We start from the raw sequence: 13,477 nt of genomic DNA on the forward strand, positions 1-13,477 counted from the left end.
TACGGCTAGCCGCGGCGGGTGGCGGCCGTCACACGCTTGAGGATGCGGTCCCACTCCGTGCCGAACGGGTTGTCCTGCACCAGGTACGTCCAGGTGGCCGTCGGCCGCTTCAGGTCCGGCTCGGGCGCCTCGAAGGACTCCAGCGAGCGCCGCTCCACCTCCGCCAGCAGCGACTTGTACTCGGCCACCGCCTCCCGGTGGAACTCGTCGACCGGGCTCATCCGGCCCAGCGCGCGCAGGTGGATGCCCTCGCGCAGGTCCGTCAGGAACGCCAGGTGCTCGGTCCAGCAGCGGTCGATGGCGTGCAGGACGATCTGGCGGGCGGTCTCGTCCCTGGTGTCCTCCGGCAGGGCCTCCCAGCGTTCGGCATCGGCCGTGGACAGGGCCTTGGAGGCGGAGTCGCCGTGCAGGACCTTGTCGCGCCACTCCAGGATGAGCTCGCGCTGGTGCTCCAGGAGGCGGGTGTAGCGCCACGTGTTGCGGTGGATCTCCAGGTTGACGCCCTCGGCGACGCGCTGGGCATGGCCGACGAGGTACGCGCCGCGCCGGTGGCGGACGATGCCGTCGGCGTCGGCGGCGGGCGGCCGCTCGTCGGGGACGAACTGGGTGATCAGGTCGTCCTGCGTGCTGACGAAGAAGACCGAGCCACCCGGGTCGCCCTGGCGGCCGGCGCGCCCACGGAGCTGGTCGTCGAGGCGGCTGCTGGCGTGGCGGCCCGAGCCGATCACGTACAGGCCGCCCGTCTCGGCGACGCCGTCCCCGAGGCGGATGTCGGTGCCGCGCCCGGCCATCTGGGTGGAGACGGTGATGGCGTCGCGCTCCCCCGCCTTGGCGATGATCGCGGCCTCTTCGGCGTCGTTCTTGGCGTTGAGGACGACCGGCTCCATGCCGCGGCGCTGGAGGAGCTTGGCGAGGTTCTCCGATTCGGCGACGTCCAGCGTGCCGATGAGGATCGGCCGGCCGGTGGCGTGGATCTCCTGGATCTCCTCGACCAGGGCGGCGTCCTTGTCGGGGACGGTCGGGTAGATGCGGTCCGGCTCGTCCTCGCGCACGCAGGGCCGGTTGGGCGGGATGACCGCGACCTTGAGGCCGTAGAACTCGCCGAGCTGCTCGCTGACCGCCACCGCCGTGCCCGTCATGCCGCAGATCTCCGGATAGCGGCGGATCAGGCCCTGAACGGTGATCGAGTCGAGGATCTCGCCCTTCTCGCTCGGCGGCAGCGCCTCCTTGGCCTCCACGGCCGCCTGCAGGCCGTCGGGCCAGCGCTGGAGCAGCGCCACCCGGCCGCGCGAGGGGTTGATCAGCTGGACCTTGCCGTCGCGCACGATGTAGTCGACGTCGCGGGCGAGCAGCGCGTGGGCGTGCAGGGCCAGGTTGAGCTCGATGAGCGTGCCGGGCTCGTGCTCGTCGTAGAGCTCGACGCCGAGGAGGTTCTCGACGCTGTCGGCGCCCTTGGGGGTGAGGTAGACGTTGCGGGCCTGCTCGTCGATCTCGTAGTGGTAGCCGCGTACGAGCTGCCTGACCAGCGCCGCCATCTCCGGCACCGCGCTGCCGGGGTCGGTGGACCCGGCCATCACGAGCGGCACGCGGGCCTCGTCGACCAGCACGGAGTCGGCCTCGTCGATCAGGGCCACCTCGGGCGCGGGCACGATGATCTCGCCGGCCTCCGTACGGAGCCGGTCGCGCAGCACGTCGAACCCGATCTCGCTGACGGGCCCGTACGTGACGTCCTTCGCGTACGCCTCGCGCCGCTCCTCCGGCGTGGAGTTCTGGCCGATCCAGCCCACGGTGACGCCGAGCGCCTCGTAGAACGGGCCCATCCACTCGGCGTCGCGCCTGGCCAGATAGTCGTTCACCGAGATCACGTGGACATGCTTGCCCTGCAACGCGTAGCCGGCCGCCGCCATGGCGCCGGACAACGTCTTGCCCTCGCCGGTGGCCATCTCGGCGACCTTCCCGTCGAGGAGGGCCAAGGTGCCGAGCAACTGCACGTCGTACGGCCGCAGGCCCAGCGTCCTGTCGGCGGCCTCGCGTGCGATGGCGCAGAACTCGGCCAGATCGTCCATCTTCGGCTCGGGCAGCTCGTCGAGCTTGCGCAACCGATCGGCGCGACCTTCCGCCGCCTTGACGGTCTTCTCATAGGGGGTCAGGGGCACCCCTCCTGGACGATCCAAGAGGTTCCTGATAATTCCCTTTATTGAGGCCACAATTCCTCCAACGCACGCTTCGCCGACACCGTTCCCTCTTACAAGGGAGGGGAGCGGAGCGACGTTACGGCAAGCGCCGCCGTACCGGACATTAGCTCATCCGGGACGCTGCGCCGCCACATCGCTCATGTCCGAGTCACCCGGATTCAGCCCGTACGGCGAGGACTGTGACGGCGGCCAGCAGCAGCACGCACCCCGACCAGGCGAGAGGGGTGAGCCGCTCCCCGAACAGCACCACGCCGAGCACCGCCGCACCCACGGCCTCCCCGAGCGTGATGATCGACACCGTGGTGGCGCGCAGCGCGGTCAGGGCGCGGAAGAACAGGCCGTACGCGAGCGCGGTGGGCACCGCGCCCAGGTAGAGCAGCAGCGCCACGGACGGCAGGCTCACGTTCGGCACGACCCCCTCCACCAGCGCGAACGGCGCCAGGCACGCCGCCCCGACCACGAACCCGCCGATCGCCACACCCTGCGGATCGTCGCCCCCGTGCCTCCGGGAGAGGATCGTGACCCCGGCGTACCCGGCCGCCGAGAGCAGGGCGAGGCCGATGCCCGCGATGGAGGACGTGCGGGCCTGCAGCGCGGTCTCCCCGGTGAGGAGGACGAGCCCGACCAGGGCGGTGGCGAGGGCGGTGAGCGCGACGCGGCCGAGCGGCTCGCGGAGGAGGAAGCGGCTGCCCAGGGCGGTGAAGACAGGGGTGGCGCCCATCGTCACCACGGTCGCGATCGCCACGCCGGAGTGGGCGATCGCGGCGAAGTACGCGGTCTGGTAGACGGCCATTCCGGCGCCGATCAGCAGGATCCGGCCGTTGACCACGACGGGGCGGCGGGTGAGGAGGAGAAGGAAGGCGGCGCCGAGAAGGTAGCGCCACAGGGAGACGCCGACGGCGCCGAGGCCGCCGGACTCGAAGAGCAGCGAACCGGCGGCGCCGCCCGTGCCCCAGGCGGTCGCGGCCACGGACACGTAAAGGGCGCCCCGCCGGGCGGAGACATGGGTCATGACAGGAGTGCTCCGGATGGAGTGGTCGGAATGGGCCCGGTGTGCGGGCAGCAACCACCCCCGGATCGGTCAGACCCGGAATCTCAGGGAAGGCCGCCCGCTAGAGGGCGGGCGGCGGGGAGCAGATCAAGCGTCGGTGCACTCGCTCACCCTAGCGCGGCGCGGCGGAGGCTAGGGTTTGCGGGCCACGCCGCCCAGCAGGAGCTGTTCCCAGGTGGCCAGCGGGCCGGGCAGGCGCTCGTCCGGATGCCACTCGGGAAAGTGCACCACCCCGGGCTCCACCAGCGCCAGCCCGTCGAAGTACGCGGCGATGGAGTCCCGGTCGCGGAAGTACCCGGTGCCCATGGTGACGTGGAGCATGGCCTCCAGCGCCTGGGCCTTGGGGTTGTCCGAGGCCATCATGTTGGAGGCGGCCAGGTAGCTGTCCTTCGGCAGCGCGGACATGTACCGCCGGACCAGCCCGTGCGGGTCGTCCTGGTCCGGCAGCAGGTGCAGCAGGCCGATGATGAGAATCGCCGTGGGCTGGGCCGGGTCGATCAGGCGGCGCAGCGAGGGGTGGCCGAGCACGGCGTCCACGTCGCGGACGTCGGCGGTGATGGCGTCGGCGTACGGATTGCCGTTCAGGATGGCGCGGGCGTGCGGCTCGACCATGGGGTCGCTGTCGACGTACACCACCCTGGCCCTGGGGTCGGCGAACTGGGCCACCTCATGCGTGTTCTCCACCGTGGGCAGCCCGGCGCCCAGGTCGATGATCTGCCTGATCCCGGCCTCGCGGACGAGGAAGTCCACGACCCTGCCGATGAAGGCGCGGTTGCACCAGACGAGGTTCACCACCTCGGGCACCGTGTCCTTCAGCTTGCGGGCCACCGAGCGGTCGGCGGCGAAGTTCTCCATGCCGCCGAGCAGCGCGTCGTGTACCCGGGCCACGCTGGGCCGCGTCGGGTCGACCCCGGGTGGAGCCCACTCGTACTCTCCGCTGAGACTCAACCCCGCCCCCTTTGCGTGCTTTGACCGGGATCGTAGTCGCACTTGGGGGCTTAACGGGAAGAACGCATCAGATTGTGGGACGCCCCGCGACGAACACGCCCAGTGACGGAACGGCCGGCCGGCCGGACAGCAGGCGCTTGAACGCCGGTGCCAGCGGCCGCTCCACGAACCTGTGCACCAGGTACGCGGCCCCGCACATGACCGCGACGAGCGCGGCCAGCAGCACGTACTTGTTCACCGCGTCCCCCACCCGGTTGAACACGATGAACCCGATGTGCCCGTGCAGCAGGTAGAGCGGGTACGTGAGCGCGCCGGCCGTCACCAGCCACGGCCTGGCCAGCAGGCGGGTGGCCCGCAACGCCACGAGCGTCATGACGAGGAAGACGAGCACGACCACGGCGGTGATCACCGTGTGTGAGTACGACACCGCGTACCGCGAGCCGACGGCGTCGGCGTACCCGATGGCCCGGTAGACCGCGTTGCCCAGGCAGATCGGCACCAGCAGCGCGATCTGGCGGTTCAGCCCGAACTTGTAGAGCATGAACAGGGCCATCCCGGCGATGAAGTAGTGGGAGAACTCCGACTGCACGACCAGGTCGGCGAACCCGGGCAGCAGCCCCGTCTCCACCGCGAACGTCAGCCCCAGCCAGCCCCACAGCCCCGCCATGACCCGGCCTCGCGTCATCCCGATCCAGGTCAGGGCCAGGATGAGGAAGTAGAAGCGCATCTCGGCCCAGAGCGTCCAGTAGACGACGTCCACGTTCGCGATGTCCGGCACCGCCTGGAACATCGTCAGGTTCGCCAGCACCTGCGGCAGCGTCACCTGGAACAGCCCCTGCCCCAGCGTCACGGTGACCACGGCGGTGACCGCGATGCCCACCCAGTACGCGGGGTAGAGCCGCACGGCCCGCGACACCACGAACGAGCGCGGGCTCCTGCCCCACGCGCTCATCAGCACCACGAACCCGCTGATCAGGAAGAACAGGTCCACGCCCAGGTAGCCGTACTTGGACCAGGAGCTCTCGGCGGCGAAGGCCACCGGGCTGTTGCCGCCGGCCCAGCCGGAGAACGTGTAGTGGAAGAGCACGACGCAGAGCGCCGCCAGCAGCCTGAGGCCGTCGATCTCGTAGAGCCGGTCTGAGCTGGTTCGCATGGGTTCCACCCCCTCCTGTTCATGGAGAGGGTGCGCCCGGCCGCTTGCCGCTCGCCTGCATGCAAGTGCTTTGCAAGACGTTTACGCGGCCGTGGCCGGAAGGCAGGAGTCGGGCGAGAGCTACATCATCGTCGACACCGGCCCCTGGATCTTCGGTAAGAAGGTCATGCTCCCGGCACAGGTCATCATGAGCATCGACCCTCAGGAGCGCAACGTGTACGTGGCGCGCACCAAGGCCGAGATCAAGGACGCTCCCGAGTTGGACGAGGGCAGGTTCAAGGAACCCGAGTACCGGACGCGGCTGGGCGACTACTACGGCCGGCTCGTGTAACTGACCTGCCGCAACAGAAGGGCCGCGCCCCCAGGGGCGCGGCCCTTCTGTTGCGTGTCACGGCCATTTCGGGTCGCCCTTCGGCTCGATCGGGCCCTTCAGCACGTCCAGCCGCTCCAGGAGCGTGATGAACGTCATCGCGTACGGCGAGTCCTGGAGCACGGCGGCCACGCGCGGCCAGTCGACCTGCTCGCGCAGCGCGCGCACCTGGGCCAGCAGCGCCCCGTAGTCGCAGGCGTGCTCCGACAGCGGCAGCAGCCACGAGATGACCAGGTCGGTGGCCTCCAGCACGGGCACGATCACGGCGGACGCCTTCAGCGGCTCGGCCCGGTCCAGCAACTCGTCGGTGATCGGCTGGTCGGACACCCGGAAGATCAGGTCCACCAGCCGCCCCTCGTCGTACGCCTTGACCAGCCAGTCCTCCGGCGGCTTGGCCGTCTGGAAGCCGATCCCGCGCAGCGCCTCCAGCGCGGTCGGCACGTCGTGCTCGGTCAGCATGAAGTCGACGTCGTGCAGCGACGGTGCGGCGCCTCTCGCGTAAGCCGCGCATCCGCCGGCCAGCGCGAATTTCACCCCGGCGTCCTTCAGCCCTGAGCTGGCACGCTTGAGCGTGTCGAGGATGGCGTCGGTGACAGCGTGACCGTGGCTCGTCATGTTTTCGGGCTACCCAAACGATCGTCAACTAGGCGTTGGATGCCGGGGTCTCTTGCCCATTAATCAGGGAAAAAACATGTTATGCGAACCCCCCTTAGGGCAGTGGCAGACCCATGGCTACTTTGCTCTGGATCATCGCGGTAATACTGGTCATCTCCGGGATCTACGTGATCCTGGCCAGGCGCGACCTCCTCTGGGGGATCGTGCTCATCGTCCTCGGATTCCTGGTCGGACCTGGCGGAGTCAGCATCTTCAACGTATAAGTTCCGCGCTCCCGAGGGCATGGGGAGCGTGTGAACACATATCCGCCGTTCACCCGCTTCGAAACCGGAGCAGCATCGGCGAGAGTACGTGAACAACTGGCGCGGCTGCGGCACCGCAGGCGCTCAAAATCCGGGTACGCGGGATGCTGGAGGCCGTCCCACGCCTCGGCCCTCTGCCTGACCCCCTTCAAAGACTCACTGGGTCGCGTGGTCGACTTCCGCATCCTGGCGGCCAACCGCCACTCCAGGACCGTGTCCGGGCACCCCGCCGGCGAGCCGGCCGGGTGCCGGGCCACGTTGAACGACCCGAAGGAGCGCACCTACGCCTGGACGAACGCCGGGGCGCCCCGCCCCCGTACTGATCGGGGGCGGCAGCGCCGCGCAGGTCGAGGGGGTGTCGGGGATGATGCTGGGGGCGTTCGACGTGACCGAGGACGACATCTGCCTCCTGGCCGCGATGGTCCTCTAGAACCCGGTCTCGCAGTCGAGGCAGTAGACCGCGTAGGCCCGGCCCAGCACCGGCAGCGCCACGTTACGGACCCTGATGCCGCCCGGCGTCATGCCCTTCTCGCTGCCCTTGTGCGCGTGGCCGTGCAGGATCAGGTCGGCGCCCGCCGTGTCGACCGCCTCCGCCAGCAGGTAGCTGCCCAGGAACGGGTAGATCTCGTGCGGCTCCCCCTCCAGCGTCTCCTTGATCGGGGAGTAGTGCGACAGCACCACGCGCTTCTCGGCCACGATCTCCTTCAGCGCGACCTTCCAGGACTCGGCGATGTAGCGGGTGTGGGCGACGAAGTTCTTGATCTCCCGCTCGCCGAACTCGCTGGCGCACTTGCCCGCGAACCCGCCGCCGAACCCCTTGCCGCCGACCACGCCCAGCTTCCTGTCGCCGCACTGGACGACGGCGCCGTCGTCGTCGAGCACCACGACGCCCGCGTCGCGCAGCTCGCCGGCGATCTCGTACTGCAGGTCGGAGTGGTAGTCGTGGTTGCCGAGCACCGCGACGACGGGGATCGGCAGGCCGCGCAGCTCGTCGGCCACGACCCGCCCCTCCTCCAGCGTGCCGTGCCTGGTCAGGTCGCCGGCCAGCATCAGCACGTCCGCGCGTTCCTCGATGCCCACCAGTCTCTTGCGGTACTGGCCTCTGTCGTCCTCCCCCAGGTGGATGTCTCCGACGGCCGCGATACGCAGGTCAGTCAAGACGCTCATCCTCCCCCGGCTCACTGGCCTCCACGACCCTGATCTCGTTGTGCAGGTGGAGCTCGGGCGCGGCCTCGTGCGCCACCTGGCCGAGCCGCTCGCGCTGCCCTGTCCCGCTGACCTCACCGCGCAGGAACAGCTGGTCGCCTCGTATGTCGACGCGGATTCCGAGCTCGTGCGTGCGTCCGTCCTCGGCCAGCGCCTGCTGGACACGGGCCGCGACGTACTGCGGAGCTTCCATCGCTCGCCTCCTTCTTCTGTCGCCGCATGCCCCTGGATTAACACCTCAAACGGCACGAATAAGGTCAATAACCGCCTGCTCGATAGGGCCAGTTGCCCGGAATCGGCGTTCGCCCCAGCCCGGCCGGCACGGCCGCGATCGTCCTGTCCTGGCCGTGCGCCTCGACCAGCCGCGGATCCACGGGCGGCGGGTACCCCGGAAGTTAAGGGACAAACAGAACGGGCAGGTGGGCGGCATGTCGGATAACAGGGACATACCGGATAACGGAAAGTGGCACGAGGAGCGGGACAGCAGGGGCCATGCCATGGTGCCCGCGACGCCGCGCGACGTGGCGCACATCAGGATCGGGTCGTTCCTGCTGGTGTTCATGTTCGCGTTCGCGGTGCTCGGGATCATCGTCGGGGCGCCCGTCATGACAGGGATCGCGCTCGTGGTGGCCCTGGCGACGGTGGTCGACATCGCATTGGCCGTGCGACGCCAGAAGCTGCGACAGGACGGAGAGGCGGGCTGATTGCGACATGGCACCACTTGAAGGGCGCGTAGTGGTGGTGACGGGTGCCAGCGGCGGGGTCGGGCGAGCGGTCGTCCGGCAGCTCGGGCACCAGGGTGCGAAGGTGGCGCTCATCGCCCGGGGCACGACCGGGCTGGGCGCCGCCGCCGTGGACGTGGGGGTGGAAGGAGGCACCGGCGAGGTATTCGAGGCCGACATGGCCGACTACGACCAGGTGCGGAGGGCGGCCGAGCGTATAGAGGCGGAGATGGGGCCCATTTCCGTCTGGATCAACACCGCATTTTCATCCGTCTTCGCCAAATTCACCGATATTTCCCCAGATGAGTACGCCCGCACCACCGCGGTGACGTACCTGGGCTACGTCTGGGGCACGAAGGTGGCCCTGGACCTCATGAGCCCGCGCAACGCGGGTGCGATCGTCCAGACCGGCTCGGCACTGTCGCAGCGCGGCATCCCGCTGCAGTCGGCGTACTGCGGCGCCAAGCACGCGGTCAAGGGGTTCACGGAGTCGGTCCGCACGGAGTTGCTGGCCGACCGCAGCGGCATCGACATCACGCTGGTGCAGCTGCCCGCGGTCAACACCCCCCAGTTCGACTGGGTGCTGTCCAAACTGCGGCGCCACCCGCAGCCGGTCCCCCCGATCTACCAGCCGGAGGTGGCCGCCAGGGCCATCGTGCACGCGGCCGAGCACCCGGAGCGCAAGGAGTACTGGGTGGGGGCCAGCACGGCCGCCACCCTCCTGGCCCAGCGCGTGGCGCCGGCGCTGGTGGACCGCTATCTGGCCAGGACCGGCGCGCGGTCCCAGCAGACGGACGAGAAACCGCCGGAAGGCGTCGCCAACCTGTGGAAGCCGGTGGACGAGGACGTGGACTACGGCGCCCACGGCTCGTTCGACGCGCGCTCCCACGCCCACAGCCCCCAGCTCTGGCTGGCCCAGCACCGCGGCGCGGTCCTCCTCGCGCTGGCCGGCGGCGCGGCCGCCGCGTGGGCCGCCCTGCGCCTGCGCGGGCGATGAGCCGAGCCCCGTCCCCCTGATCGGCCCGACTTAAGCGGGCCTGGCGGGGTAGGCGGCGGGAAACCGCTTCCGAGGAGGCCATGATGCCTGAGCGCGATCTTCAGTACCTGACCGAGCTGGCCGCGCAACTGCGGGTCGATTCCGTGCGGGCGGCCGCTGAGGCCGGGTCCGGCCATCCGACCTCGTCGATGTCGGCGGCCGATCTGATGGCCGTGCTCTTCGCGTGCCACCTGCACTACGACTTCGAGAACCCGGACAACCCCGCCAACGACCACTTGATCTTCTCGAAGGGGCACGCGTCCCCGCTGCTCTATGCGCTCTTCAAGGCAGCCGGGGTCGTCGACGACAAGGAGCTCCTGACGTTCCGCCGGCGGGGCAGCCGGTTGGAGGGGCATCCGACGCCGCGGCTGCCGTGGGTGGACGTGGCCACCGGGTCCCTCGGGCAGGGGTTGCCGGTCGGGGTCGGGGTGGCCATGGCCGGGCGGCTGGAGCGGATGCCGTACCGGGTGTGGGTGCTCTGCGGGGACAGCGAGCTCGCCGAGGGGTCCATCTGGGAGGCTGCCGAGCACGCGGGGTGCGAGGGGCTGGCCAACCTGACCGCGATCGTGGACGTGAACCGCCTCGGCCAGCGCGGGCCCACCCGGCACGGATGGGACACGGGGGCCTACGCGCGCAGGTTCGGGGCGTTCGGATGGCACACGATCGAGATCGACGGGCACGATCCCGGGCAGATCGACTACGCGCTCAGCGACGCCCGCAACACGCGCAGGCGGCCGACGGTGATCCTGGCCAAGACGCGCAAGGGCGAGGGAGCCCTGGAGGTCGAGAACCGTGAAGGGGCCCACGGCAAGCCGCTCAAGGACCCGGACAAGGCCGTCGAGGAGCTGGGCGGCCGGCGGGACCTGCGGGTCGAGGTGCACAAGCCCGAGGCCCCGGCGGCGCCGTACCGGTTCGAGACCAGGCCGATGAGCCTGCCCGCGTACAAGGTGGGCGACAAGGCGGCCACGCGGACGGCGTTCGGGGAGGCGCTGGCGGCGCTCGGCGCGGCCCGCGGGGACGTCCTGGCGCTGGACGGCGAGGTGGCGGACTCGACCAGGGCGGAGGCGTTCGGGAAGGAGTTCCCCGAGCGGTTCTTCGAGATGTACATCGCCGAGCAGCAGCTCGTGGCCGCCGCCATCGGCCTGCAGGTGCGCGGGTGGAAGCCGTACGCGGTCACGTTCGCGGCGTTCCTGACCAGGGCGTACGACTTCATCAGGATGGCCGGCGTGAGCAGGGCGTCGATCCGGCTCGTGGGGTCGCACGCGGGGGTGGCGATCGGCGAGGACGGGCCCTCCCAGATGGGCCTGGAGGACCTGGCGATGCTGCGGGCGGTCTACGGCAGCACCGTGCTCTACCCGTGCGACGCCAACCAGGCGGCGGCGCTGACGGCCGAGCTGGCGGACGTCGAAGGCGTCTCCTACCTGCGCACCACGCGCGGGGAGACGCCGGTCATCTACCCGCCGGACGAGCGGTTCCCCGTGGGCGGGTCGCGGGTGCTGCGGCACTCGCCCAACGACCGGGCCACCATCGTGGCTGCGGGCGTGACCGTGCACGAGGCGCTGGCGGCGGCCGACGAGCTGAGCGGGGCCGGGATCCCGGTGGGGGTGATCGACCTGTACTCGGTCAAGCCGGTCGACACGGCCGCGCTGGTCGAGGCGGCCACCACCACGGGCAACCTGATCACGGTGGAGGACCACCGGCTGGAGGGCGGGCTCGGCGACGCGGTGCTGGACGCGGTCAGCGAGCTGGGGCCGCGGGTGGTGAAGCTGGCCGTGACGGGCCTGCCCGGGTCCGCGACGCCCGAGGAGCAGCTGGCCGACGCCGGCATCGACCGCCACGCGATCGCCGAGGCGGTCAAGCGGCTCCTGTGATGGATATGCCGGACATGAGTGCCGGACATGAGTGAGGGCCGAGGGGCGACATGCCCCCGGCCCTCTTGGCGCGGCCCCCTGAGCGGGAACCTCCCGTCAGCGGGCCTTCGCCGTCAGCCTCCTGTTGGCCCTCCTGATGGCGTTCACCAGCTCCTGCTTGGTCATCTTGGACCGGCCGCGCACATCGAGCTTGGCGGCCATCTTCTGCAGGTACTCCCTGGTGGCGTTGAGGTTGACGCCCTCGACGACGCCCTCGGCCGTCTTGACCGTCCGGGTCATCGCGGCCTTGGCGGTCCGGGTGGCGGCCTTGGCGGTCCGGGTCATCGTGGCCTTGCCACTGGTCCGGCCACTGGTCCGCGTCGTGGTCGCCTTACCGGTCCGGGTCATCGTCGCCTTGTCGGAGGGGCCCTTCTTGGGCTCCCAGTGGTCGCCGACCTTCTCGAAGGATCGCTTCAGCGCGGCGAACGCGGTCATGTGGGCGCGCCGGCCCTCGCCGTACTCCTTCACGGCGTTGTCGTGCGCCTTGATCCACGTGTTCTGTGCCCTCTTCGGCGAACGTTTGATGGTCGACGGCAGCTCTTCAACAGCTGGCATGTCGATTCACCTCCTACAGCGGTGGTTCGTCGTAGCGGCGGCGTTCCTCGTACACGGTGGTCCTGCGGGCTTCAGGCTCCTCGTAGACCTCGTGACGGTGAACCGGCTCGTCGATGGGTCCGACCGCTCTACGGGTGACGCTGATCCTGTAGATGCCGAACAGGAGTCCGACGAGGCCGCCGAGCATGAGGATGACCCCCACTACGTTGATGTCGAGACCGGCGAGGTCGAACTCGACGGCCCAGGTGAGGATCGCGCCGAGCATGATGAGGATGATGCTTCCGGCGATGGTCATCAGATTTACCTCCTTGACACGAAGGAACCTCTATCCACATGTCGAAAAACAAACCAGTCGTACTGGTCGGGCTCATGGGCTCGGGCAAGTCGAGCGCCGGCCGGTTGATCGCGCAGGCGCTCGGGCTGCCGTTCAGCGACAGCGATCCGTTCCTTCAGGAGCGCTACGGCGGCACCGCCGCGCAGATCGCCGAACGCGAGGGAGCGGACGCCCTGCACCGGTACGAGGCCGACCACGTGCTGCACCAGTTGGCCGGCGAGCCGGAGGTCATCGCGGCGGCGGCCAGCACGGTCGAGTTCCCCGAGGTGCGCGCGGCGCTGGCCAAGGCGTTCGTGGTCTGGGTGGACGCCGCCGACGAGGTGCTGGCCCAGCGGATGAAGTCGAGCAGCCACCGCCCCGACTACGGCCCCGCCGTCATGCGAGCCCGCCGCGAGCCGTTCTTCCGGGAGGTCGCGGACCTGAGGTGCGACGTCGGCGAGCTGACCCCCGAGCAGGTGCGGGACGCGACGCTGCGGGAAATGGGTTTGCCCGAAGGCGATCGGCACTGATAGCCAAAGGGGATGTTCGCCGAGAAGCCCACCCTGACGGGTGACCGCGTGACCCTCTGCCCGGTCGGCCCGGAGCATGTCGACGGCCTCTTCGAGCTGGTCTCCGACCCTGAGGTGGGCCGCCTGACGGGCTCGCACGGCGAGATCGACCGCGGAGCCGCCCACCAGTGGTACGCCACCAGGAAGGACCACGCCGACCGGCTCGACCTGGCCATCATGGCCGCCGGCGAATACGTCGGCGAGATCGTGCTCAACGAGCTCGACCAGCACAACCTCGCCTGCAACCTCCGCATAGCCCTCATCGGCGAGCGCGCCTTCGGCAAGGGCTACGGCACCGAGGCCATCGAGCTGGTCCTCGACCACGCCTTCGCCACGACGCCGCTGCACCGCATCAGGCTGGGCGTCTACGCCTTCAACGAGCGGGCGCGGCACGTCTACAAGAAGGTCGGCTTCGTCGAGGAGGGCGTCGAACGCGACGCCCTGCTGTGGGACGGCGAATGGCACGACGCGGTGCTCATGTCGGTGCTCCGGCGCGAATGGCCGGCAAGATCCGGAAGCCTGGCATAATGAT

16 protein-coding genes are annotated in these 13,477 nt (G+C 69.8%); 7 read left to right on the top strand and 9 right to left on the bottom strand.

The window, feature by feature from the left end:
• Positions 1-5: 5 nt before the first annotated feature.
• The 4 genes from secA2 to ACWDRB_RS30695 form a co-directional block, all read right to left on the bottom strand.
• Positions 6-2,174 carry an accessory Sec system translocase SecA2 gene (gene secA2, locus ACWDRB_RS30680; RefSeq protein WP_449899426.1) on the bottom strand — a complete coding sequence of 723 codons (2,169 nt, stop codon included), beginning with the start codon at positions 2,172-2,174 and terminating at the stop codon, positions 6-8.
• 169 nt (positions 2,175-2,343) lie between these two features.
• Positions 2,344-3,207, bottom strand: a complete 864-nt coding sequence (locus ACWDRB_RS30685; RefSeq protein WP_449899428.1) for a DMT family transporter — start codon at positions 3,205-3,207, stop codon at positions 2,344-2,346.
• Between the two features lie 171 nt (positions 3,208-3,378).
• A complete protein-coding gene (locus ACWDRB_RS30690) occupies positions 3,379-4,194 on the bottom strand; it encodes an SAM-dependent methyltransferase (protein WP_449899430.1) in 816 nt (271 codons plus the stop codon).
• Positions 4,195-4,261: 67 nt separating this feature from the next.
• A complete protein-coding gene (locus ACWDRB_RS30695) occupies positions 4,262-5,347 on the bottom strand; it encodes an acyltransferase family protein (RefSeq protein WP_449899432.1) in 1,086 nt (361 codons plus the stop codon).
• A 70-nt stretch (positions 5,348-5,417) separates the two neighbouring features.
• On the opposite strand from ACWDRB_RS30695, the gene ACWDRB_RS30700 reads away from it, so the two are divergent.
• Positions 5,418-5,678 (top strand): hypothetical protein, encoded by a 261-nt coding sequence (locus ACWDRB_RS30700; RefSeq protein WP_449899435.1) that lies wholly within the window; start codon positions 5,418-5,420, stop codon positions 5,676-5,678.
• 57 nt (positions 5,679-5,735) lie between these two features.
• Here the strand turns inward: ACWDRB_RS30700 and ACWDRB_RS30705 are convergent, their stop codons facing one another.
• On the bottom strand, positions 5,736-6,332 hold the full coding sequence (locus tag ACWDRB_RS30705) for a nucleotidyltransferase (RefSeq protein WP_350728242.1): 597 nt from the start codon (positions 6,330-6,332) through the stop codon (positions 5,736-5,738).
• Between the two features lie 113 nt (positions 6,333-6,445).
• Between ACWDRB_RS30705 and ACWDRB_RS30710 the strand changes: the two genes are divergently transcribed.
• Positions 6,446-6,595, top strand: coding sequence for a GPGG-motif small membrane protein (locus ACWDRB_RS30710; protein WP_165959640.1), 150 nt, complete (start codon positions 6,446-6,448; stop codon positions 6,593-6,595).
• Between the two features lie 465 nt (positions 6,596-7,060).
• Here ACWDRB_RS30710 and ACWDRB_RS30715 read toward each other — a convergent pair whose 3' ends face one another.
• Positions 7,061-7,792 (bottom strand): metallophosphoesterase family protein, encoded by a 732-nt coding sequence (locus ACWDRB_RS30715; protein WP_221519178.1) that lies wholly within the window; start codon positions 7,790-7,792, stop codon positions 7,061-7,063.
• Complete coding sequence (locus ACWDRB_RS30720) at positions 7,785-8,033, bottom strand: BON domain-containing protein (protein ID WP_192787480.1); 249 nt, start codon at positions 8,031-8,033, stop codon at positions 7,785-7,787. The genes ACWDRB_RS30715 and ACWDRB_RS30720 overlap by 8 nt, the downstream gene beginning before the upstream one ends.
• 235 nt (positions 8,034-8,268) lie before the next feature.
• Here ACWDRB_RS30720 and ACWDRB_RS30725 point away from each other — a divergent pair, with 235 nt between their 5' ends.
• From ACWDRB_RS30725 to ACWDRB_RS30735, 3 genes are all read left to right on the top strand, one after another.
• Entirely contained in the window at positions 8,269-8,544 is a 276-nt protein-coding gene (locus ACWDRB_RS30725) for a hypothetical protein (RefSeq protein ID WP_449899440.1), read from the top strand.
• A gap of 7 nt (positions 8,545-8,551) precedes the next feature.
• On the top strand, positions 8,552-9,559 hold the full coding sequence (locus ACWDRB_RS30730; protein ID WP_449899443.1) for an SDR family oxidoreductase: 1,008 nt from the start codon (positions 8,552-8,554) through the stop codon (positions 9,557-9,559).
• 80 nt (positions 9,560-9,639) lie between these two features.
• Positions 9,640-11,469, top strand: coding sequence for a transketolase (locus tag ACWDRB_RS30735; RefSeq protein ID WP_397365815.1), 1,830 nt, complete (start codon positions 9,640-9,642; stop codon positions 11,467-11,469).
• A 96-nt stretch (positions 11,470-11,565) separates the two neighbouring features.
• Here the strand turns inward: ACWDRB_RS30735 and ACWDRB_RS30740 are convergent, their stop codons facing one another.
• On the bottom strand, positions 11,566-12,063 hold the full coding sequence (locus tag ACWDRB_RS30740) for a ChaB family protein (RefSeq protein WP_449899447.1): 498 nt from the start codon (positions 12,061-12,063) through the stop codon (positions 11,566-11,568).
• A gap of 13 nt (positions 12,064-12,076) precedes the next feature.
• Positions 12,077-12,358, bottom strand: coding sequence for a hypothetical protein (locus ACWDRB_RS30745; RefSeq protein ID WP_192787484.1), 282 nt, complete (start codon positions 12,356-12,358; stop codon positions 12,077-12,079).
• A gap of 38 nt (positions 12,359-12,396) precedes the next feature.
• On the opposite strand from ACWDRB_RS30745, the gene ACWDRB_RS30750 reads away from it, so the two are divergent.
• On the top strand, positions 12,397-12,906 hold the full coding sequence (locus ACWDRB_RS30750) for a shikimate kinase (RefSeq protein WP_350728250.1): 510 nt from the start codon (positions 12,397-12,399) through the stop codon (positions 12,904-12,906).
• A 12-nt stretch (positions 12,907-12,918) separates the two neighbouring features.
• Positions 12,919-13,473 (top strand): GNAT family N-acetyltransferase, encoded by a 555-nt coding sequence (locus tag ACWDRB_RS30755; RefSeq protein ID WP_350728251.1) that lies wholly within the window; start codon positions 12,919-12,921, stop codon positions 13,471-13,473.
• Positions 13,474-13,477 lie beyond the last annotated feature (4 nt).

The sequence above is a fragment of the Nonomuraea sp. NPDC003707 genome (assembly GCF_053587055.1).

What these genes read in the sequence shown, in the direction of transcription:
- ACWDRB_RS30735 (WP_397365815.1), top strand. Translation starts at nt 9,640, where the DNA reads ATGATGCCTGAGCGCGATCTTCAGTACCTGACCGAGCTGGCCGCGCAA.
- ACWDRB_RS30755 (WP_350728251.1), top strand. Translation starts at nt 12,919, where the DNA reads ATGTTCGCCGAGAAGCCCACCCTGACGGGTGACCGCGTGACCCTCTGC.
- ACWDRB_RS30750 (WP_350728250.1), top strand. Translation starts at nt 12,397, where the DNA reads ATGTCGAAAAACAAACCAGTCGTACTGGTCGGGCTCATGGGCTCGGGC.
- ACWDRB_RS30710 (WP_165959640.1), top strand. Translation starts at nt 6,446, where the DNA reads ATGGCTACTTTGCTCTGGATCATCGCGGTAATACTGGTCATCTCCGGG.
- ACWDRB_RS30745 (WP_192787484.1), bottom strand. Translation starts at nt 12,358, where the DNA reads ATGACCATCGCCGGAAGCATCATCCTCATCATGCTCGGCGCGATCCTC.
- ACWDRB_RS30720 (WP_192787480.1), bottom strand. Translation starts at nt 8,033, where the DNA reads ATGGAAGCTCCGCAGTACGTCGCGGCCCGTGTCCAGCAGGCGCTGGCC.
- ACWDRB_RS30740 (WP_449899447.1), bottom strand. Translation starts at nt 12,063, where the DNA reads ATGCCAGCTGTTGAAGAGCTGCCGTCGACCATCAAACGTTCGCCGAAG.
- ACWDRB_RS30730 (WP_449899443.1), top strand. Translation starts at nt 8,552, where the DNA reads ATGGCACCACTTGAAGGGCGCGTAGTGGTGGTGACGGGTGCCAGCGGC.
- ACWDRB_RS30725 (WP_449899440.1), top strand. Translation starts at nt 8,269, where the DNA reads ATGTCGGATAACAGGGACATACCGGATAACGGAAAGTGGCACGAGGAG.
- ACWDRB_RS30705 (WP_350728242.1), bottom strand. Translation starts at nt 6,332, where the DNA reads ATGACGAGCCACGGTCACGCTGTCACCGACGCCATCCTCGACACGCTC.
- ACWDRB_RS30685 (WP_449899428.1), bottom strand. Translation starts at nt 3,207, where the DNA reads ATGACCCATGTCTCCGCCCGGCGGGGCGCCCTTTACGTGTCCGTGGCC.
- ACWDRB_RS30695 (WP_449899432.1), bottom strand. Translation starts at nt 5,347, where the DNA reads ATGCGAACCAGCTCAGACCGGCTCTACGAGATCGACGGCCTCAGGCTG.